Consider the following 20,966-nt stretch of genomic DNA (forward strand, 5'->3'; position numbering starts at 1 on the left):
AAGTTGACACCTTTTTTAAAGTATAATTTTTTAACTTCTTTTAATGATAAAAAACAAAGCCGATAAGTGGTTCAAAAGTTCCGATTATGATCATTAAAAAGAATGACATTAGATAAATTTAATATATTTAGCATAAATTAAATTTAGTTATCAAACGATATTAAATAACCCTACAACCATAGTTCTTAATTACAAAAAATGCTAAAAACAAAAACAATAAGTCTGCTAATAATAATTATAACCTTTAGCTCTTGTCAATTTAATCAATCCGTCAGTACAGATTTAACAACTGGAGCTTACTCTAGAGGCGATGGTATTGACTGTGATGCTGTCTATATAGAAATTAATGGTAAAGAGGATAAAAGAAATGAATTTGTTTATGGAGAAAACGTAACCCTTGTTTTCAATACTATTAACGGATTAATTAAATCCGACAACAAATCCTATCCTGGATTGTCCATGCACATTATCAAAAACAATAAAGACACCGTGTATTCTGAACCTAATTTATTAGGCAACTTAGACAACGGAACTGATCTTACTCCGCTACAACTACGCTCCTCATTCCGAACGGCATTGCCTTACAAAAACAACGAGAAATACAAATCTTATGTTCAAATATGGGATAAAAAAGGTGAGGGTACATTTACTTACGAATTACCCTTCACAGTAAAGCAAAATGACTTACTAACAATAGAAAACAACGGAATTGCATATTCAAACATATACTTATGGGACGAAACCCTGAAACAACCTATTTTTGAAAGCACGATAAATGCTGACCATTTATTAATACTAATCCTTGAAAACATAGAAGGTCTAGAATTGATAAATGGTAAAGTATTTCCTGTCTTTTCACTTGACATAATAGATAACAAAGGAAAAAAACTACTTTCCGAAGCCAATCTATTAAGTAAATTTGAAAAAGAGGGTGTTAATTTAACTGATTTAAAACAACTGATAGCAAAAATCACCTTTCCGGATGGAAAAATAAATAATCCGTGTCAATTAACTGCAAAATTAAAAGACAAGAATTCGTCTAAGGAGATTAACATAACAACAGCATTGAATATAAATTAAAGCTCTTATTGATTTATCTAGAAAAACTAGTCTAACTTTATAAACGACATTACTTTATTATACTATATACTTTGCTTTTATTTTTTTTAAGAACAAAACCAATAATAAGGCTTAAAATTTTATTTTATTATTCCATAAAGGCTTGTTAACGCTCGTGATTTACAGATATCACCCCTTATAGAACAAGACCTTTCTCTATTTTCTATTTAGTAGCTTTAATCCTTAGAATACAAATGATTTCTTTAACGTTTTATCAAAAAATAACATCCAAAATGAAAATTAACACTCTCTTTTTTTCACTATCCCTCATCTCTTTTTCATTATTCTCACAATCTAAAGACATAAAGCTTTACACCTTAGAAGCTTTACAAAAAGACACCGCTAAATATGTTGGATTCGTATCGCTTACAGGAAATTTTGAATGGAGTACAGGCAGAGATTCTTTAGAGTTCCCTAATACCTATTTAGGATCTGATTATCATACCTTAAGTAAAGACTACAGATCGCAATTTCTCGCAAAGGTGAAAATATCAGAATCAGATAGCGTATTTGTATATAATTACACCAAAGACTCTGTGTTTACATACCCCGTAAAGAAACTACCTATAATAGCCTATGCTAATGCCTATAGTGGTAATTCTAACCAATCAGATTATTTAATTGGATTTGATTTAGAAGATGAAATAAATATTAAAAATTGGCCTTCTTATTATAATACATTTGTGTTTGTTGGTAAAAACAATCCTTTTATTACTGGTAATATAAAACCTCTTATTTGGCGTGAAATAAACGACAAAGCGTATCCTATTATAAAACTGAGCCATACCGATGATATCCTATTAAAAAACAAAACCATTACGGGATCTTATATATTTACAACGAATACGTTAAATTATTACATTCATCTATTAAAAGGTAATGACGATGATACGTTTGATGCTAGACACCTCATTATAATGGATTCAAAAAACCAACACATTATTTATAATAAAATTTACGAAGATATTGGCGAATCTGGATCTCTAGCTCCTTTAAGTTTTATTAATGATAGTGATAATGAAACTTACCAATGGACAGGACAAATTTTAAAAAACAAACCGCCAGTTCTTTTCGGTTTTTACTTTATATCGTTTGGCTGTCCTTCCATACATTTTATTGATAAATCCATACAAAATCTATGGATTTATTGCGACAACAGACATTAAACAAAAAAAAACCGGAATACATTCCGGTTTTTTATTTCAATAATTAAACTTTTTTTAATCGTTAAGCTCTAACCCTGTTATGGTTAATACTTGAATTTCAATTTCGTTTCCTTCTTCATCTTCACTCATTTCTGTCGTTTTCTCGTAAGTCACTGTAAATTGACTTCCAACATAATCATCAGATTCTAAATCAAAAGACTCTAAAGCTTCTTCAGACACATATTGGAATAACATGTTTTCCTTAGCGCCTTCCTCTGCCACTGCAAATACATAATCATACTCTACTACTCCTTTGTAAACACCTGAAACTACTAAAGTTTCTGTTGTTGTAAATGATGTTAAGCTTAAAAATGCAATTGCGATAATAATTAATTTTGCTTTCATTTTAAAAAAATTTTATAAAGTTATTGTATTGTTTGTTTTTTCGGAAGTTTGCCACCTCAAGTCCAAAACTGCTTTTAGTATTGTTTTCTTTTGCAATACGCGTGGTATATAGCTTATACGTATAAAAGTCTTAATTAGATTACATTAATTTAGTAAGAAACATATCAAACACCTCAATTACAATTAAAATAATAATGATCCACTCCAGCCTACTGCTTTCTTTATGGTCCATTATATCCTTAAAAAGCTCAAGGTTTTCTTTTATAATTTCAATTCTATCGTGTATTAATCGGTATCTATCTTTTAAGTCAAACGTCTGTTTTAGATCTTGATTAAGCTGATTTAATTGTTCGTTTTCCCATGTACTATCAGGCGAATCAAAGATGTACAGATTTTCTGAAATTCGGTTTTTAATATTCAAAGTCCGACCTATAAAACGTTTTAGCTTATTTCCAGAAATATCTAGTTTACCTTTTTGTTCTAAATACAACGTATGCTTATTCGTTTGTTCCAAAAGATCGTATGTGATATCAGAATAACGATCTAAAGCCACACTTTGTGATACGTTAAGCATGACCAAACGAATCCTATCATCGTTTAATTCGGGCAGTTCGATATGATTGAAATCTACTTTTAAACTATTGGGTTTGATAAGCACCTTAACCTCTTCAGATAGTTTTTCTGACAAATAATTATTGGAGAATGGCTCCATACTAGCAAGCACTTGTTTAATAGACTGAGTGGTCATATTAAAAAAGCTTACTATTCCATATTGAAAAATGTACACAAATGCATTATCGTCGCATTTGTAATACAGCTCGTCACTATCATTAAACAACAACTGCCAAGACAGTTGTTGTTTACATTGTTTTATGTTGATAGTACTAGCTACCTGATAGGCAACTACAGTATACATGCTTAGAAATCGTCGTGATCTTGCTCTTCGCTTGGTTCTGACTCTGGATCCTGAACTGCTTCTGCATCATCCTCTTCAAAATCCTCATAATCATCGACGTCATAGTTTTCCATAGTTTTTACCAATTTGGTACTAACTTTGACTAAATACTTAGTATCTTCTGTGGTCACTTCTACAGCCTCTATTAACTCGTTTTTAGCATTTCTAAACTCGATAACATGGTCTTCGTCATAGCCTTCTGGATACCTCTCTACTAACAGTTTTAATATTTCAGGTGTTAGTTTTTTAAAGTCTACTATGACACGTTTTAAATTGTCTGGTTTTTTCATTTTTTACGAAAGCAATTATAAGCCTAATATATAAGCAAATATAAGCGGAGCAACTATTGTTGCATCACTCTCCACAATAAATTTTGGTGTATCAATATCCAATTTCCCCCAAGTAATTTTCTCGTTAGGTACTGCTCCAGAATATGATCCGTAACTAGTTGTAGAGTCACTTATTTGACAAAAATAGCTCCAAAATGGTGTGTCTGTACGCTCCATATCTTGATACAACATTGGCACTACGCATATTGGAAAATCTCCTGCAATACCCCCACCAATTTGGAAAAATCCGATTCCGTTTTGAGAGTTTTCAGTATACCAATCTGCTAAAAACGTCATGTACTCGATACCAGATTTCATGGTATTAGCTTTAAGCTCTCCTTTTAACACGTAGCTTGCAAAAATGTTACCCATAGTACTGTCTTCCCAACCTGGGCATACTATTGGTAAGTTTTTTTCTGCTGCAGCATACATCCAAGAATCTTTTAAATCGATCTCATAATACTCTTCTAAAACGCCCGACAACAACATTTTATACATGTACTCATGTGGTAAAAAACGTTCTCCATTAGCCTCGGCATCTTTCCATATTTTTTCAATATGATGTTGTAAACGTCTAAACGCTTCGTGCTCAGGAATACAAGTATCTGTTACACGGTTAAGTCCTTTTTCTAATAAATCCCACTCTTCTTGAGGTGTTAAATCACGGTAGTTAGGCACACGCTTGTAGTGTGAATGTGCTACCAAATTCATGATATCCTCTTCCAAGTTTGCACCTGTACATGAAATAATATGAACCTTATCTTGACGAATCATTTCTGCAAAACTTTTACCAAGCTCGGCAGTACTCATAGCGCCAGCAAGAGAGACTAACATCTTAGCACCATTGTCTAATTGTGTTTCGTATCCTTTTGCTGCATCTACTAAAGCTGCTGCGTTAAAATGTAAGTAATGGTGTTCTATAAATTGTGAAACTGGTCCTTTAGTACTCATCGTCTTCGTTGAATTTAGAAGTGTTATTTTTTTTTGTGTCTTTCTCGTATGTGTTATCGTAATCGTCCTCTACCTCTTGATTTAAAAACTTATAGCTTAGCATTTTATAATACAATTTAGCCGCTAAAAAGTCTGAAGATTTATCCACTTTATTTGGACATAATTCGACAATATCAAATCCAACCACGTTTTTCTCTTCAAATACTTGCTTTAAAAATTCTAAAGTTTCGTACCAAAATAAACCACCTGGCTCTGGCGTACCAGTACTTGGCATAATTGAAGGATCAAAGGCGTCTAAATCTATTGTGATAAACACATTATCCGTCATTTGATCAATTGCACTATCTACCCATGTCGTATCTAGAGCCATCTCATGCGCAAAGTATGTTTTGTCCTTGTCCATTACCGTCGTTTCAATCGCATCCATAGAGCGTATTCCAACCTGAATCAAGTTAGTTGTTTGACTTGCTTCATATAAAGCACACGCATGGTTACAAGTCGTCCCTTCATACTCTTTACGCAAATCAGCATGCGCATCTAATTGCAAGACTGTTAAACTTGGAAACATCTCATTAAAGGCACGTATTGTACCAATAGATATAGAATGCTCTCCTCCAAAAATAGTAACAAATTTATTTTTTTTAATGTACTTTTTAGTCGCCTGATGCACGGCTTCTACCATAGCTTCTGGTGAGCTATTTTCAGTCACAGCATCTGCTAAATACACCCCTTGATTATAAACTTCTGTACCGGTTTCGATATCATAAAGCTCCATATTTTCTGATGCATCTAAAAAAGCTTCAGGACCTTTATCTGCCCCTTTTTGCCATGTACTAGTACCGTCATAAGGCACTGGAATTAACACGATTTTTGCTTTTTCTAATTTTGCCAATTCTTCTGGAATTCCAGCATAAGTTTTAGTTTGCATAGCCTAAAATTTTAAGTAAGTCTTCACTTTTTTGTTGTTCGGAAAATAATGTTTTTGTGATGTTTCCATCTTCATCTCTATCTATTAAAATATGTTTTGGAGATGGTATTAAACAGTGTTGTAACCCTCCAAAACCACCTATTGTCTCTTGATATGCTCCTGTATTAAAAAAGCCGATGTACAATGGTTTGTCTTTGTTGTATTTTGGTAAATAAATAGCATTCATATGCTGCTCGCTATTATAATAATCATCACTATCACAGGTTAAACCTCCAAGCAAAACACGCTCGTAAGACTCATGCCAACGGTTTATCGCTAACATTACAAAACGTTTGTTAATTGCCCAAGTATCTGGTAATGTTGTAATAAAAGACGAATTTATCATGTTCCACTTTTCACGATCATTTTGCTGCTTCTGATACAACACTTCATAAATAGCACCACCACTTTCTCCGACTGTAAAACTTCCAAATTCTGTAAAAATGTTTGGCACATCGACTTCTTCCTCTTCACACGTTTGTTTGATTTGATTGATGATTTCGTCAATCATATATTCGTAATCAAAATCAAATGCTAACGAGTTTTTAATAGGAAATCCACCTCCAATATTTAAACTATCTAAGCTAGGACAAATCTTTTTTAAACTCGTATAAACTTTTAAACATTTTAAAAGCTCGTTCCAGTAATACGCATTATCTCTTATCCCTGTATTGATAAAAAAGTGAAGCATTTTAAGCTCTACTTTTGGATTATCTTTAATTTGACTTTTATAAAAAGGAATAATATTTTTATATCCAATACCTAATCTTGACGTATAAAACTCAAATTTAGGCTCTTCTTCCGAAGCAATTCTGATGCCTACTTTAAACTTTTTATTGATTTGGTCTGAAAGTAAATCTATTTCTTCGTAGTTATCAATAATTGGAATACAGTTTTTCTGTCCATTATTAATTAACCTTGCAATGTTAGTCACATATTGCTCGCGTTTAAAACCATTACTGATTATAAAAGTTTCGTCAGTTATCTTACCTTCTTTTTTAAGATTTTCAACAATATCAATATCAAAAGCAGATGATGTTTCAATATGAATATCATTTTTTAAAGCTTCATTTAAAACATGCTTAAAATGCGAGCTTTTTGTGCAATAGCAATAGTTATAGTTCCCTTTGTAATCATGCTTTTTTATGGCGTCTCTAAACCATGTTTTTGCACGTTGAATATTATTAGAAATTTGCGGTAAGTATGTAAATTTTAAAGGTGCTCCATACGCTTCCACTAACTCCATTAAATCAATATCATGAAATTGTAATGTCTTGTCCTCTAACTTAAATTCTGGCTGAGGAAAATCAAAAGTTTGACTGATTAAGTCTATGTACTTTGTGTTCATTTTTGTTTAAAACGTTAAAATTGAAATATAAATAGTTTAAAAATACTTGTTAAAAAAATATAACAAAGTGACTATCAAATTTGAATTCTAAGGTCGTAAGTAGGCGCAAAGCCAAACTGATGCTGGCTAGCATATATCGAAGTGAAAGCGGAAGTTAGCTTTAGAATTCGGTCGCTTAATCTGTAAGCTGCTTTTGAATATGACTTCCTAATTTTCAAAAGCCCGAACATAGAAACAGAGTTCAAAGTGTTCAGCTATTATACTGCAAATGAAATACTTTTTTTTCAATTAAAAACTTTTTTATTAAAAAAATAAAAAATATTTAATACACTGATAACAAACATAATTACAGCACTATAAAAACCAAAAACACCTCCGCAATAACTCTTACGGAGGTGTTTTAACTTAAAATACAATAATTATCAATCCAAATCTACTCGTATACCTAAAGAGATGTTGTTTTGATCAAAAGTTTGATTTTTAAACAATGGCGCAATGTCATACTTTACATATAAGCTTAAGTCTCCAACTCCGATGTATCCACTAAGACCGTACGTAAATGTGTTGGTATTAAAGCTTCTTTTAATCTTCTCCTTTACACGATCTCCGTTTTCTTGATAAGTTAATTTTTGTACTGCATTACCATTTACACCAAAATAACCTCCCAATCCTACTTTAAACTTATTATCATTAAAATAACGGACGCGACCATCTTTATAGTCTTTTTTGTTCCATGGACCAAATTCAATATGCATCGGAATAACTAAGCTAGTGGTTCTAAACTTAGCACGTTTTAAATCGCCATCAAAAGACTGTAATGTTGTTTGGTTACCGTCTTGAACAAAATACATCCCATCTTTTATATCTAATTTATTCCACTGTACAGAAAGTCCATATTTAAAGCGCAAAAAATTAGACTCTTTTAATACGCGAGTATTCCATAACCATCCAAGTTCCACAAATCCAGAACCACCTAATTTATAAGGTGAATCACTTAAACTAACACCATCAATTATTGTATTATTAAAACCCATTGCAAAAAGCATTTGGTCATTTGTTCGTTTATCTTTTTTTGGAGGAGCTTTTCTTGTATGAATTCCTAAAAGCTCCCTATCGTCATCACCAATTTTCAACGAAAATACTGTTTTTCTTGTGTTTTCATCAAAAACTTGATTATTTCTATTGAAATATTCAACTCTATTTATGGCAATAGCTATTCTATTTTCAATATTTAATGCTCTTTTTTCCGCAGCTTCTTTTTTTAATTGTTCTGCTTCTTCAAAAGTAATCTCATCTTCTTCTAATTGATCATTGATTGTTTCAATTTCTAATTTCAAGGCATCACGCTCTTCCGTAGTAATGGTTTCTTTTATGGATTCTATTCTTGGTATTGAATCCTTTACTTGTGCTTTAAGTTGACTTACGGCCAACAATAAAAACAAGTACACTAAATGTTTTGTAATGTTTTGCATAACTGTTCGTTTTTTTTAATGATTAATTAATTTAATTATCGCGCTCTACTACTGTCGTTCTTAAAGTTTCATAGCCTGATTTTACAGCATGAAACAATCTGTTTTTTAGAGACTTTTCTGATGTCATCTCTATCTCATCTAGTAACGAATTCGCGTCTATTTTCTCGGATTTATAACCCGTATTTGCTGCCTTGACTTTGGCATAGGCTTTATTTAAAAGCTGGTCTACCTCATTATTTATAATTTGATTATTTACTATTACTGTCTCCTCTAACTGAGATTCTTCATTAACATTACTAACCACATTACTAGAGGCGGTATTTAAAGCAATAGCCTCATCTTCTATAACTACAGGTTTTAAATTCTCTGAAACTACATTTTTTGTAGCAGTTTTTTTTGCTGGTTGAGTAATAACAATGTTGTTATTTTGTTTTTGAGTTTGCTCTTGTGCCACTTTTACTGTATCGTCATTAGTGTCTTCTGTATTAACAATTATATCCGATTGTACCGTTTGTGTTTTACTTGGTATATGTATTTCATTTTTCACTTCTTCAACAACGCCATTAATATTATTTGACTGATTTTTAAAAACAAACACTGTCAAACAAACACCTACAAGTGTTGCAGCAATACTCAGCCACCATAATGACACTTTACGTTTATCTTGGCGTTGCTCTAATAGTGTGTCTAACTGACTCCAAGTTGTTTTACTTGGTGCAATTGTACGACGCTCTAAAGTATCTTTTAATTGCTTTTCAAATTTATTTGGTGCCATATTCCTTGGTATTAAGTATTCTAATATTATTCTGTAATAATTTTCGCGCTTTAAACAGTTGAGATTTAGATGTCCCTACACTTATATTTAAAAGCGTCGCAATCTCTGCATGTTTATAACCTTCTATGGCATACATAACAAACACCATTTTGTAACCTTCTGGCAAATCATCAACCAACTCTTGTAATTGTGCTACATCATATTGCTGAGAGCTTTCATCTTCGATTTCGAAATGTTGATAATCGTCCTCTACAAATTGAATTGTTTTTTTCTGTCTCAAAAACGAAATAGACTCTCTAACCATAATGCGTCTAACCCAACCTTCAAAACTACCGTCCCCTCTAAAACTTTTTAAATTTGTAAAGACTTTCAAAAACCCATTAAGCATTACTTCTTCTGCATGTTGTAAATCTTTCACATAATAACGACAGACACTTAACATTTTAGGTGCATGCATTTCAAACAATACGTGTTGGGCTTCACGATTATTTTTAGCTGCTTTTTTTATAAGCTTGGCTTCGTTATTAAATAAGGTTACGACTTTCACAAAAAGTATTATTTAGTTAGCGCTTCTATTTATAAAGACGCAAAAGTTATACAAAAGGTTGCCTCAATAAGAAAAAATAAAAAGTAAATGAATAAAGCACAGCTAATAACACTTGTAGCAATGTCATTAAAACCCATTATAACACCCGTAAACAAAGAGATACACTGCTTACCTAAGTATAAATGAATTTATAAAAAAATAACAAAACTATATGTAAATAAAAGAATCAAACATACTAAGGAGAGGTAAACACTTCGAATAAAGTATTAATTTCACCACACAAAACGATCTTAATTATTCAATATTAGACATTAAAATTATAGCAATAAGATGAGTAACGACAAAATCAGCATGACTTTAAGATAACTACTATAAAGTCCTTGTATTAACTAAGTGAATAAGTAACTCAAGGACTGTACAAGTCTATTCTATTTAATACTTAACAATTTCAAACTCACTTCGTCTATTCAATTGATGCTCGTCTTCCGTACAGTCTAACATTGGACATGGCACTATTGGAGATAGCTCTCCAAAACCTTCAAACATTAAGCGTCGTGCATTGATATAACTCACTAACGCTAAATAATTTCTAGTAGATTCCGCGCGTCTCTCCGACAAAATCTGATTATATCTTACAGTTCCACGACTATCTGTATGGGCACTTATTTTTAAATGAATATTTGGATAACGCTCTAATTTAGAAGCTAATTCATCTAAAACCAATTTTGATTCAGAAGTAATACTCCACATACCAAAGTCAAAATATATTGGTTTCAATTGAAAGAATAATTTACCATCTTTTTCAACAATTGGAGGTCCTTCTAGATCGGTTAACATTTCAAAACGCTTAGGGTCTTCACTTTTAAGTTTTTTGTCAATTTTCTTCTCTACAATAACAGCTTCAATAGGATCTATTGGCTGCACAACCACAGGAGCTACAACGATAGGTTCTGGTGGTGGTATTTGTTTTAAATACAAGACATGCTTTTGGTCTTCTTTTTCTTTTGTAATTACTGCAATACTATCTGAGTAATACCCTTCACTACCTGCTTGAAATTGATACTTACCAACTAACAAATTACTATTAAAAATTGCTGAATCGCCTAAAGTATTTGAATAAATTTGATTTTCTTTTTTATCTAACAACACAACTTTAGCATTAGGTATATATGCTTTAGTTTCAAAATCTCTAACTTCAAAAGAATTATTATATTCTCTAATAAAAATTTCTCCAACTTGTTTAAACTGAAAAATATTATCATCTAATTTATTACGATTAGAAGCAAAAAAACCTTCACTTTCATTGTAATAATTAAGATTGAAGTCATCATATTGCGAATTAATAGGCGCTCCTAAATTAACCGGTACTGTAAATTCGCCATCACTATTTTCAGAAACAAAATTATCTAGAAATCCTAAACCCACATGTCCGTTTGATGCAAAAAACAAATTCCCTTTTTCAGAAATAAATGGAAAATGCTCTCTATTCTCAGTATTAATAACATTACCTAAATTTATAGGATCACTAGTTGTGTCATCTACGTTTAAGATAACATAATACAAATCAAAGCTTCCAAAACCACCTTTAATATCGGAAGAAAAATAAAGACGCTTACCGTCAGGACTTAAAGCAGGATGTTGAAATGAAAAACCGTTTATATTAAATGGCAACTTCTCTAATTTTTGCCACTTACCCTCCACTTTTATCGTTTTATAAATATGGATATTGTTGTTATTATCATCACTAAATTCTTTTTTACCATCTGCAGTATTACTTCGTGACACATACAACGTATTACCATCGTTACTAAAACAAAAATTACCCTCGTGTAATTTAGAATTTATAGTTTTTGTTATAGCATTAGCCAATCCTAATGTATCGTTTTTATCATTGACTTTGGTGACGTAAATATCTAAAAACGGTTTATGAGTCCATTTATAAGTTTTTGATAACAGTCGCTTCGTCGATCTATCTGAAACAAAATAAACACTATCCCTTAACCGTACTGCTCCAAAATCTGAAGCATCAGAGTTAAACTGTGTTTTCTCAACAGTATAGTCCGGTGTCTTTAATTTAAAGGCCTCTATAGTATCTATTAACTCTACTTTATCAATACTTACAGATTCATTTTCTTTGTATAATCTTAAATAATCTAACGCTGTTTCATAATCTCCTAAAGCAGATAAGACTTGATATAATTTAAAATTAAACTGATTATTATAACTTTTGTCTTTCTCTCCAAACTGCCCTTTTACAAGTTGCCTTAAATAAATCGACGCTTTCTTATACTGAAAAGTATTGTAGTATGCAGTCGCTGCGTTCTGTAATGCCTTTTTATGACGCTCTTTACCTAATTCTGCTTCGTAATACTTTGCTGCATTTAAATAATCTCCTTTTTCAAAAAACCGATCTGCTCTTGTTTTTTGAGCTAAACTTACTTGAAAAACCAATAGAGCTATAATAACACTTAATCTTTTTATCATTTTAGTAAAATCTTGGAGATGAATACTTTTTACTTAATCCTAGTAAATCAAATCTGTACAACAAAAGAAACTCATGACTTCCACTATTAAAATCATTAAGTTTACTTGTATTGAAATCATAGGCATACCCTATTTTTAAATTGGAAGAAATATTAAACCCTGCTAAACCAGCAATAGCATCTTGATATCTGTAAGAGACTCCAAGTTCAAATTTCTCATTATATAACGCGTTAACCGACAAATCAAAAGTTAGTGGCGCTCCTCCCGTATATTTCACAACAGTTGACGGCTTCAATTTTAAATTATCTGCGACATCAAAAACATAACCCCCAATTAAAAAAACATGAGGTTTGTTAGTGTACGTCGTCTCATCTTCAATATCTAAACTCGCTGGAATTAAATTTGGCGAAGACACCCCTGCATAGTAATCATCATTAAACAAAAACACACCTGCTCCAATATTCAACAACGTTTTATTGTTATTACCAAAGGCAGCATCTCCAGCAACGTTACTTCCGATTGCACTAATATTAATATGCTCAAATCCTGCTTTTAAACCAAAAGAAAGGTTTAATCCATCATTAAGACTAACCTTATAAGCCGCATCAATATTAAATAGGTTTTCACTTAAATTAACATTATCACCAATGTTATCATTTAAATAATTCACACTTAACTCTATTCTATCGTTTAAAGGTATGTTTGCAAAAGCATTAACTGTTCTTGGTGCGCCATCAATCCCCACCCATTGCGTCCTATATAAACTACCAACCTGAATAACACCAGGTTCGTTTAGCATATAAGCTGGATTAACGATACTCATGTTATACATATATTGTGTATACTGAGGTTCTTGTTGTGCATATGTAGACCAACTACATAGAATCAAAAGTATTAGTAATTTTTGTCTCATTCTAAAATTATCTACTTAAATAAAAATCACCTTGAAAAGGATCTGTCATGCCATCTTTTGGATCAAAAACATAAAAATACACCCCTGAAGGCAGTGTTTTTCCAATACCAACATTTGATTCTCCATCAAACAAAGGAGTATTTTGATTTCCTTTATAAACAATAGTACCATACCTATTAAAAATATCAATTTCGAAATTAGGAAAGGTCGCTGGTAGACTGCACAAATCAAACTGATCATTTTGCCCGTCTCCGTTTGCAGATACACCATCACTGATACAATCCTCACAATCTGGATTCCCGTAAGGCAATAACGTGACTGTCATAGCTACTCGAAAAGATTCACAACCATTACCATCTGTTGCTGTAACAAAATAATCAGCACCATCCACCAATATTGTATCCGCATCTAATGGATCCGTATCTGTTGCATTATCATACCAATTAAAATCTTGTCCGTTATTGGCTATCAAATGACTTACAGACGCTCCATCTGTTGCACAAAATGTTTGATTTTCAGTAATAGGTGCTTCCACTTCAATTACCGAAATAGAAATAATTATACTTGATAAATCACACGGTGGATTACCTTGTATTTGATATCTAAAATCATATATACCTTCACTTAATTGCGATACCTCAAGGACACTACCTGTCAGAGCTCCTGTCACACCAATATCGAAAAAATCCCCACTAGTATCCGCTGTAGCATCTAAATAATCAAATAAATCAATTTGTAATTCAGTTTGACATACAGTATACAACCCACCTTCTCCAAGTATTGGGCTTTGAAATAAAGTGACTGTAACTATAGACTCACTTCCTGGACATAAAACTATATTTTCTGTATTTGTATTATCAGGCAAACTATAAGTGTATACACCTCCTTCAGACAGTGCTGGATCAAAAATTGCTTCATGACCAGTCGTTGCATACCCATTAGGTCCTGTCCAAGTCCCTGTAGTACTTGGGGTACCACCTAAATTATCAAACAAATTAAATATCTCATCGGTATCACAGACTTCAACGACACCATCTTCACCTGGATCATAGGCTTCAAAAACAGTAAACGATAGATTTGCTCTATCTAAACACCCCTCCTCCGTAAGCGTAGAATACACATAATTAAATGTCTGACTGCCATCAATATCGGGTAAAGTAATAGGATTTACTACTACTGCTCCTGTATTGTCTAACCAGCGACCTGCATCACCTTGATAAATTGGGTCTTCAATACCATTAGTCGTTAATAAAGTAAATAAATCTAAAGGAGAAGCACCTATAGGATCTGTTTCACAAAATTCTAAATCAATAGTGTCTTCCCCTGCATAATAAGTTGGATGAATAATAAGCGTCACCTCTGCGCTACGATTTGCGCATGGACTACCTAAACATGTCGAATCCGAAGAAACGCTATAACTAAACACATAAGTTCCTACATCATCATTAGTAATTCCTGCTATATCTATAAGTCCTTCTGTTGTTAAAATCTGGTGATCGTATAAAATAATTTCACCATTTTCCTGAATATTTAAATCTGAAGGCCCAGAAACCAAAGTCCACTCTGTATAAATAGAATTAGGGTATTCGTACAGTATTCCATTCTCTGTTGTAAAGAGTAATTGATCATATAAACTTATTGAATATGGACGAAAATCGTCAGTACAGATTTCCAGAGGAGGATCTTCTTGTTCGAAAAATCGTATGGTTTCGAAGAATGAAAAAGATATCCCTGTTGTCTTATCAGAACAATTAGTTAATGAAGATCGTGCTTCAACCGTATAATTAAAAGTAAAAGTCTCACAAGCGAACATTGGATTTGACGCCTTTAAAAAATCATAAATCTCTCTTATATTGACGATAGCATCCAAAGGATTGGAAATTTGACCGGTTGGATCATTATTTGCAGACCAAAGCCCTTCCACATCTTCTCCGCTCAAATACTGATCATCAGTTAAATTAATATCATTATCCCAAAGTCCCGCTAATATATCATCTTCACAAATAAAATAGTTTGTTGCATTACCCGAAAAAACATCTCTAATAACTTCTACTTTAATATTTGAAACCGAAGTTGGGCTACATGGAGTAATACCTGGCACGGTATAAGTAAATTCAAAAACATCAAACTCTATCAAATTACCAAAAGGCACATAGGGTATAGTAGCATTAAAACTACTTGGTGTTGGTCCGAATCCTAAAAAATTTGAAGGATCCCCTAAGTTACCTACAAATTCCCAAATACCATTTTTATGAGGAGAAGGTTGTGACTCAAAGACCTGAAATAAATCAAAAGTTGATAATATACTCTCACAAATTGTAATATTAGCGTCATTAACACCTTGTGGAGGTAAGGGATTACCTTCAAAAGGTCCTAAAACTAAATTAACAGTAGCTATAATACCATCTGCACAAGCAGAACTAGTATCAATTAATTGAAACTGATAATCTGTTATTGCTACTGAAGAGTCATCTAAATCCCATAAGAATAAATCACCAGTAGCTGGATCTAACGCAAAATTAAAATCAGGATCAAACCAAGTACTGGTAGCAGCTGAAACAGCACCTCCTGTAACACTATTGTATTGCTCATACAAATTTATTATTCCATCTGGAATCCCATCATTATTATTATCAATAGTTGTCATATCACAAATAACGACAGTCTCCTGCTCATTACATTGTGCATTTATTTTTGAAGTATAACAGATTAGAATTACTAAAACGAGGTAGGTAATCTTTTTCAATACGCTTTAAATTTAGATTTGGCGCAAGTTAAATAATACAAATTATAAAACACACAAAAACATCTAATTAATTGATATAACAGGAATTATACGAAGCGTTTAAGACTTACTTTTTCCGTTCAATAACATAATTAACCATTAATTCAAGAGCATCTTTATATTCTGATTTAGGAAAACTACTAAGCAACAATAATGCTTCTTCTTGAAAGGATTTCATTTTTGATACAGCATAATCTAAGCCTCCATTTTGTTTTACAAAATCGATCACTTGATTCACTCGCTTTCTATCTTTATTGTGGTTTTTAACCGAATTGATCAACCATTTTTTATCTTTTTTAGAACAATTATTAAGCACGTAAATTAAAGGCAATGTCATTTTTTGTTCTTTAATATCAATACCTGTTGGTTTTCCAATACTCTGCGTCCCATAATCAAACAAATCATCTTTAATTTGGAATGCCATTCCAATAAGTTCTCCAAACTTACGCATACTCTCCACCTCAACAGAATTAGGTTTAACAGAAGCCGCGCCAAGACTACAACATGCTGCGATAAGTGTGGCTGTTTTTTGTCTGATAATCTCATAATAAACGTCCTCGGTAATGTCTAGCTTTCTCGCTTTTTCAATTTGAAGTAATTCACCTTCACTCATCTCTCTAACGGCAATAGAGATTATTTTCAATAAATCAAAATCATTATTATCAATAGATAACAACAGTCCTTTTGACAATAAAAAATCACCAATTAAAACGGCTATTTTATTTTTCCAAAGTGCATTAATAGAGAAAAAACCACGACGTTTATTACTATCATCAACCACATCATCATGTACTAAAGTCGCTGTATGGATCAATTCGATAACAGATGCGCCACGATAGGTCCGCTCGCTAACCTCTCCATTCGACACCATTTTAGCCACTAAAAAAACAAACATCGGTCGCATTTGTTTCCCTTTTCTATTAACGATATAATAAGTAATCCTGTTAAGCAAAGCTACTTTTGATGACATAGCTAGTCGAAACTTTTTTTCAAAAAGTTCCATTTCAAAAGCAATTGGCTGTTTTATCTGTTCTGTTATTTTCAAAAGAAAGGTCTAATTTTTATGATTGCAAAAATACGAATAAACTAATAGACCTTAATATTAACAATTCGCATTTTTAATATGTGAGAAACAGAGCAATTCTTTTTTTATTATCTTTAATACCCTAATCTTCTAAACTTTAACTCATGAAAAAAATTACATTGCTATTATTGATTTATTTAACAATGACAACTTTAAGTCATGCACAATTCCCTGAAAGCTTTAATGGCACGAGCATCCCAACAAATTGGACTACGTTTATTGGAACTAATGGAGAAGGAACAGTTAAAAACTGGGCAAATGTTGGAGATTACATGGGAGTTACCTATGAAGCCGTACCAACCTTATCCGAAGACTGGCTAGTAACTCCATCTATTGCTATTACAACCTCTAATTCATTATTACAATTTGACCAAACGGATGCTTTCCTACCCGATTATGGTTCTGAATACACTATAAGAGTCTCTACTGGATCATCACAAACAACACATGCGGATTTTACTATTATAGATACGCAAACCGAAACATCTGTAACAGCGGGAAACGAAGCCACATTTTCTTCATATACCGTAGACTTATCTGCTTACGAAGGACTTACAGTTTACATTGCTTTTGTATTAGCACAAAATGATGGTGATTATTGGTTTATAGATAATGTTAATTTAGTAAACCAATATGCTAGCCCTCCAAATGCGGTTACCACGCCCACCCCTTCTGATACGGCAACAGATGTCGCAATTGACCCAACTGATACAGATTCAGATAATATCCCAGATAATATAGTTTCTTTTTCTTGGTCTGAATCGACAACTGGAGACCCTGCAATTACTTATAACTTTTACCTAGGAGAGTCTCCAACAACTTTAGTCTATTTACGTAATATTAATAACACATCTGTTGATATTACAGGTACGGAATACAATACTGTATATTATTGGTCTGTAGTCGCAGAAAATATTGGAGGACAAGCAACGGGATCTTCTGTTTGGAGTTTTACAACAGAAGCAGACAACACACTATCCGTTACTAACTTTAACACCACTACTTTTAGTATTTATCCTAACCCTGCTAAAAATAGTATTAGTATAAAATCAAATACACGTTTTGATTCTGTTGAAATATTTAACCAATTAGGACAACGTGTTATGCAACTTAATGCTAATGCAGTAATTAACAACTCCATCGCTATTAACGATTTAAAAAACGGGGTTTACTTCATGAAAATCCTTGCTGGAAATCAAGAAAAAACAATAAAATTTATTAAAGAGTAATCTTTACTAAAACACAAAAAAGCGCCTTTCAATTAATCGAAAGGCGCTTTTTTTCAATAAAAATTATAATTTATTTTTCTTTATTCGCTAATTGCCCGCAAGCCGCATCAATATCCTTACCTCTACTTCGTCTTACAGTAACAGTAATATTATTATCTTCTAATACATTTTTATACATATCAATAGCTTCTGATCTTGCTTGCTGAAACTGACCATCATCAATTGGATTATACTCTATAATATTAACTTTACTTGGTGCAAACTTACAAAACTGAACTAAAGCATCTACATCTTTACGTTTATCGTTTATGCCATCCCAAACAACATACTCATAAGTAATACGGTTTTTTGTTTTTTCATACCAATACACTAGTGCTTCTCTAAGATCTGCTAATGGAAACGTTGCATTAAATGGCATAATAGATGTTCGGACTTCGTCAATTGCAGAATGTAATGACACTGCTAATTTAAACTTAACGTTATCATCTGCCATTTTTTTAATCATTTTTGGCACCCCTGATGTAGAGACTACAATTCGCTTTGGTGACATTGCTAATCCTTCTGGAGATGTTATTTTATCAATAGCCTTAAGAACGTTATTATAGTTCATTAAAGGTTCTCCCATACCCATAAACACAATATTACTTAAAGGTCTATCAAAATACAACCTACTTTCTCTATCTATAGCGACTACTTGGTCATAAATCTCATCAGGATTAAGATTACGCATACGTTTTAAACGCGATGTTGCACAGAACTTACAGTCTAAACTACACCCTACTTGACTAGACACGCAAGCTGTCGTTCTAGTTTTTGTTGGTATTAAAACAGACTCGACTATTAAATCATCATGTAATCGTACCGCATTTTTTACAGTCCCATCGCTACTACGTTGCATCACATCTACTTTGATATGATTTATAACAAAGTTGTCTTCTAGCATTTGACGCGTCTCCTTAGAGAGGTTTGTCATATCTTCAAATGTATGAGCTCCTTTGCTCCATAACCACTCGTAAACTTGATTTCCTCTAAAGGCTTTATCTCCTTCTTTTTCAAAGAATTCTCTAAGTTGCTCTTTAGTTAATGCGCGTATGTCTTTTTTCTTAATGTCCATTGGATTGCAAAAATAGTGATTTTGAATGATGAATGACGACTGATGATTTACTTTACTTAAATTTATAACCAACGTTAAGCTAACGCATTAGCGATGGAGACATTTGTTGAAGCTCTTGCTTTTGCTATTTAGGCAAATGCAAAGCGACTGTCGAGAGCGCGACCTTTGGGTAATGCCATAAAAAAACCTCTTTTACTGATTACAGCGAAAAGAGGTTTTAATTATCTATAGTGGAAGGATTAGATGATTAACATCGCGTCTCCATAACTGTAAAATTTGTACTTTTCTTTTACTGCTTCTTCGTATGCTTTTTTCATAAAGTCATGTCCAGCAAATGCAGAGACCATCATCATTAATGTTGATTTTGGTGTATGAAAATTAGTAATCATAGCGTTAGCGATACTAAAATCGTATGGAGGAAAAATAAATTTATTTGTCCATCCTTCTATTTCGTTTAATGTCCCGCTTGAAGATACTGAGCTTTCTATAGCACGCATTGCTGTTGTACCTACTGCACAAATACGACGCTTTTCTTTTTTAGCATTATTGATAATCTCTACTGCTGCCGCTTCAATTTTAAGCTCTTCGCTATCCATTTTATGCTTAGATAGATCTTCAACCTCAACTGGGTTAAAGGTTCCTAATCCAACGTGTAGTGTTACTTCTGCAAAATCAACTCCTTTAATTTCTAAACGTTTTAATAAATGCTTAGAAAAGTGCATCCCTGCTGTTGGTGCTGCTACAGCCCCTTCTTCTTTTGCATAAATTGTCTGGTAACGCTCTTCATCTTCTGGCTCTACCTCTCTTTTAATATATTTAGGCAAAGGTGTTTCTCCTAACATTTGAAGCTTTTTTCTAAACTCCTCATAAGATCCGTCATATAAGAAACGTAAAGTACGTCCTCTAGAGGTTGTATTATCGATAACTTCTGCTACTAACGTTTCGTCATCACCAAAATATAATTTGTTACCAATACGTATTTTACGAGCTGGATCTACTAAAACATCCCAAAGACGTTGTTCTTTATTTAATTCTCTTAATAAAAACACTTCGATTCTAGCGCCTGTTTTTTCTTTGTTACCAAATAAACGTGCTGGAAATACTTTGGTGTTGTTAAGAATCATCACATCCTTCTCATCAAAATATTCGATTATGTCTTTGAACATTTTATGCTCAATAGTTTGTTCTTTTCGATTTAATACCATCAAACGAGACTCGTCTCTGTTTTCAGCAGGATATTCTGCTAATAATTCATCTGGTAAGTCAAAATGGAAGTGTGATAATTTCATTTATTAAATAGTTGTTAAGTTAACAAGATTGCAAATATACAATCTGGAGATAGGC

General features: G+C 32.6%; 18 protein-coding genes. 3 read left to right on the plus strand and 15 right to left on the minus strand.

What is annotated here, in order from left to right; all coding sequences use genetic code 11:
- Nucleotides 1-198 precede the first annotated feature (198 nt).
- Nucleotides 199-1,080: a hypothetical protein gene (locus E9099_RS03755; protein WP_136582379.1), complete on the plus strand. Its 882-nt coding sequence runs from the start codon at nucleotides 199-201 to the stop codon at nucleotides 1,078-1,080.
- A gap of 272 nt (nucleotides 1,081-1,352) precedes the next feature.
- Entirely contained in the window at nucleotides 1,353-2,285 is a 933-nt protein-coding gene (locus tag E9099_RS03760) for a hypothetical protein (protein WP_136582380.1), read from the plus strand.
- 54 nt (nucleotides 2,286-2,339) lie between these two features.
- Here E9099_RS03760 and E9099_RS03765 read toward each other — a convergent pair whose 3' ends face one another.
- The 13 genes from E9099_RS03765 to E9099_RS03825 form a co-directional block, all read right to left on the minus strand.
- Entirely contained in the window at nucleotides 2,340-2,669 is a 330-nt protein-coding gene (locus E9099_RS03765; protein WP_136582381.1) for a hypothetical protein, read from the minus strand.
- 139 nt (nucleotides 2,670-2,808) lie between these two features.
- Nucleotides 2,809-3,585: an RMD1 family protein gene (locus tag E9099_RS03770; protein ID WP_136582382.1), complete on the minus strand. Its 777-nt coding sequence runs from the start codon at nucleotides 3,583-3,585 to the stop codon at nucleotides 2,809-2,811.
- Nucleotides 3,586-3,587: 2 nt separating this feature from the next.
- Nucleotides 3,588-3,914, minus strand: a complete 327-nt coding sequence (locus E9099_RS03775) for a hypothetical protein (RefSeq protein ID WP_136582383.1) — start codon at nucleotides 3,912-3,914, stop codon at nucleotides 3,588-3,590.
- A 15-nt stretch (nucleotides 3,915-3,929) separates the two neighbouring features.
- Nucleotides 3,930-4,904 carry a deoxyhypusine synthase family protein gene (locus E9099_RS03780; protein WP_136582384.1) on the minus strand — a complete coding sequence of 325 codons (975 nt, stop codon included), beginning with the start codon at nucleotides 4,902-4,904 and terminating at the stop codon, nucleotides 3,930-3,932.
- Nucleotides 4,894-5,832, minus strand: coding sequence for an agmatinase (speB, locus tag E9099_RS03785; RefSeq protein ID WP_136582385.1), 939 nt, complete (start codon nucleotides 5,830-5,832; stop codon nucleotides 4,894-4,896). The genes E9099_RS03780 and speB overlap by 11 nt, the downstream gene beginning before the upstream one ends.
- On the minus strand, nucleotides 5,822-7,219 hold the full coding sequence (locus E9099_RS03790; protein ID WP_136582386.1) for an arginine decarboxylase: 1,398 nt from the start codon (nucleotides 7,217-7,219) through the stop codon (nucleotides 5,822-5,824). The genes speB and E9099_RS03790 overlap by 11 nt, the downstream gene beginning before the upstream one ends.
- Before the next feature lie 422 nt (nucleotides 7,220-7,641).
- Entirely contained in the window at nucleotides 7,642-8,691 is a 1,050-nt protein-coding gene (locus E9099_RS03795; RefSeq protein ID WP_136582387.1) for a hypothetical protein, read from the minus strand.
- A 31-nt stretch (nucleotides 8,692-8,722) separates the two neighbouring features.
- Nucleotides 8,723-9,466, minus strand: coding sequence for a hypothetical protein (locus tag E9099_RS03800; protein WP_136582388.1), 744 nt, complete (start codon nucleotides 9,464-9,466; stop codon nucleotides 8,723-8,725).
- Complete coding sequence (locus E9099_RS03805) at nucleotides 9,453-10,013, minus strand: RNA polymerase sigma factor (RefSeq protein WP_136582389.1); 561 nt, start codon at nucleotides 10,011-10,013, stop codon at nucleotides 9,453-9,455. The genes E9099_RS03800 and E9099_RS03805 overlap by 14 nt, the downstream gene beginning before the upstream one ends.
- Before the next feature lie 432 nt (nucleotides 10,014-10,445).
- Nucleotides 10,446-12,497 carry an OmpA family protein gene (locus tag E9099_RS03810; RefSeq protein WP_136582390.1) on the minus strand — a complete coding sequence of 684 codons (2,052 nt, stop codon included), beginning with the start codon at nucleotides 12,495-12,497 and terminating at the stop codon, nucleotides 10,446-10,448.
- Between the two features lies 1 nt (nucleotide 12,498).
- On the minus strand, nucleotides 12,499-13,410 hold the full coding sequence (locus E9099_RS03815; protein ID WP_136582391.1) for a type IX secretion system membrane protein PorP/SprF: 912 nt from the start codon (nucleotides 13,408-13,410) through the stop codon (nucleotides 12,499-12,501).
- A gap of 7 nt (nucleotides 13,411-13,417) precedes the next feature.
- Entirely contained in the window at nucleotides 13,418-16,156 is a 2,739-nt protein-coding gene (locus E9099_RS03820; RefSeq protein ID WP_136582392.1) for a gliding motility-associated C-terminal domain-containing protein, read from the minus strand.
- A gap of 106 nt (nucleotides 16,157-16,262) precedes the next feature.
- Nucleotides 16,263-17,240 (minus strand): polyprenyl synthetase family protein, encoded by a 978-nt coding sequence (locus tag E9099_RS03825; RefSeq protein ID WP_136582393.1) that lies wholly within the window; start codon nucleotides 17,238-17,240, stop codon nucleotides 16,263-16,265.
- A gap of 143 nt (nucleotides 17,241-17,383) precedes the next feature.
- Between E9099_RS03825 and E9099_RS03830 the strand changes: the two genes are divergently transcribed.
- Complete coding sequence (locus E9099_RS03830; RefSeq protein ID WP_136582394.1) at nucleotides 17,384-18,508, plus strand: T9SS-dependent choice-of-anchor J family protein; 1,125 nt, start codon at nucleotides 17,384-17,386, stop codon at nucleotides 18,506-18,508.
- A 70-nt stretch (nucleotides 18,509-18,578) separates the two neighbouring features.
- On the opposite strand, the gene rlmN is transcribed toward E9099_RS03830, so the two are convergent.
- Both rlmN and queA read right to left on the minus strand, forming a co-directional pair.
- Nucleotides 18,579-19,622, minus strand: a complete 1,044-nt coding sequence (rlmN, locus tag E9099_RS03835) for a 23S rRNA (adenine(2503)-C(2))-methyltransferase RlmN (RefSeq protein WP_136582395.1) — start codon at nucleotides 19,620-19,622, stop codon at nucleotides 18,579-18,581.
- A gap of 239 nt (nucleotides 19,623-19,861) precedes the next feature.
- Entirely contained in the window at nucleotides 19,862-20,911 is a 1,050-nt protein-coding gene (gene queA, locus E9099_RS03840) for a tRNA preQ1(34) S-adenosylmethionine ribosyltransferase-isomerase QueA (RefSeq protein ID WP_136582396.1), read from the minus strand.
- Nucleotides 20,912-20,966 lie beyond the last annotated feature (55 nt).

Origin of the sequence: Psychroserpens sp. NJDZ02, from assembly GCF_004843725.1 — a bacterium.
Taxonomy (GTDB): Bacteria; Bacteroidota; Bacteroidia; order Flavobacteriales; family Flavobacteriaceae; genus Olleya.

Excerpts from the sequence above, each read along its gene's own strand:
- E9099_RS03755 (WP_136582379.1), top strand. The coding sequence starts at position 199 with ATGCTAAAAACAAAAACAATAAGTCTGCTAATAATAATTATAACCTTT.
- E9099_RS03760 (WP_136582380.1), top strand. The coding sequence starts at position 1,353 with ATGAAAATTAACACTCTCTTTTTTTCACTATCCCTCATCTCTTTTTCA.
- E9099_RS03765 (WP_136582381.1), bottom strand. The coding sequence starts at position 2,669 with ATGAAAGCAAAATTAATTATTATCGCAATTGCATTTTTAAGCTTAACA.
- E9099_RS03770 (WP_136582382.1), bottom strand. The coding sequence starts at position 3,585 with ATGTATACTGTAGTTGCCTATCAGGTAGCTAGTACTATCAACATAAAA.
- E9099_RS03775 (WP_136582383.1), bottom strand. The coding sequence starts at position 3,914 with ATGAAAAAACCAGACAATTTAAAACGTGTCATAGTAGACTTTAAAAAA.
- E9099_RS03780 (WP_136582384.1), bottom strand. The coding sequence starts at position 4,904 with ATGAGTACTAAAGGACCAGTTTCACAATTTATAGAACACCATTACTTA.
- speB (WP_136582385.1), bottom strand. The coding sequence starts at position 5,832 with ATGCAAACTAAAACTTATGCTGGAATTCCAGAAGAATTGGCAAAATTA.
- E9099_RS03790 (WP_136582386.1), bottom strand. The coding sequence starts at position 7,219 with ATGAACACAAAGTACATAGACTTAATCAGTCAAACTTTTGATTTTCCT.
- E9099_RS03795 (WP_136582387.1), bottom strand. The coding sequence starts at position 8,691 with ATGCAAAACATTACAAAACATTTAGTGTACTTGTTTTTATTGTTGGCC.
- E9099_RS03800 (WP_136582388.1), bottom strand. The coding sequence starts at position 9,466 with ATGGCACCAAATAAATTTGAAAAGCAATTAAAAGATACTTTAGAGCGT.
- E9099_RS03810 (WP_136582390.1), bottom strand. The coding sequence starts at position 12,497 with ATGATAAAAAGATTAAGTGTTATTATAGCTCTATTGGTTTTTCAAGTA.
- E9099_RS03815 (WP_136582391.1), bottom strand. The coding sequence starts at position 13,410 with ATGAGACAAAAATTACTAATACTTTTGATTCTATGTAGTTGGTCTACA.
- E9099_RS03830 (WP_136582394.1), top strand. The coding sequence starts at position 17,384 with ATGAAAAAAATTACATTGCTATTATTGATTTATTTAACAATGACAACT.
- rlmN (WP_136582395.1), bottom strand. The coding sequence starts at position 19,622 with ATGGACATTAAGAAAAAAGACATACGCGCATTAACTAAAGAGCAACTT.
- queA (WP_136582396.1), bottom strand. The coding sequence starts at position 20,911 with ATGAAATTATCACACTTCCATTTTGACTTACCAGATGAATTATTAGCA.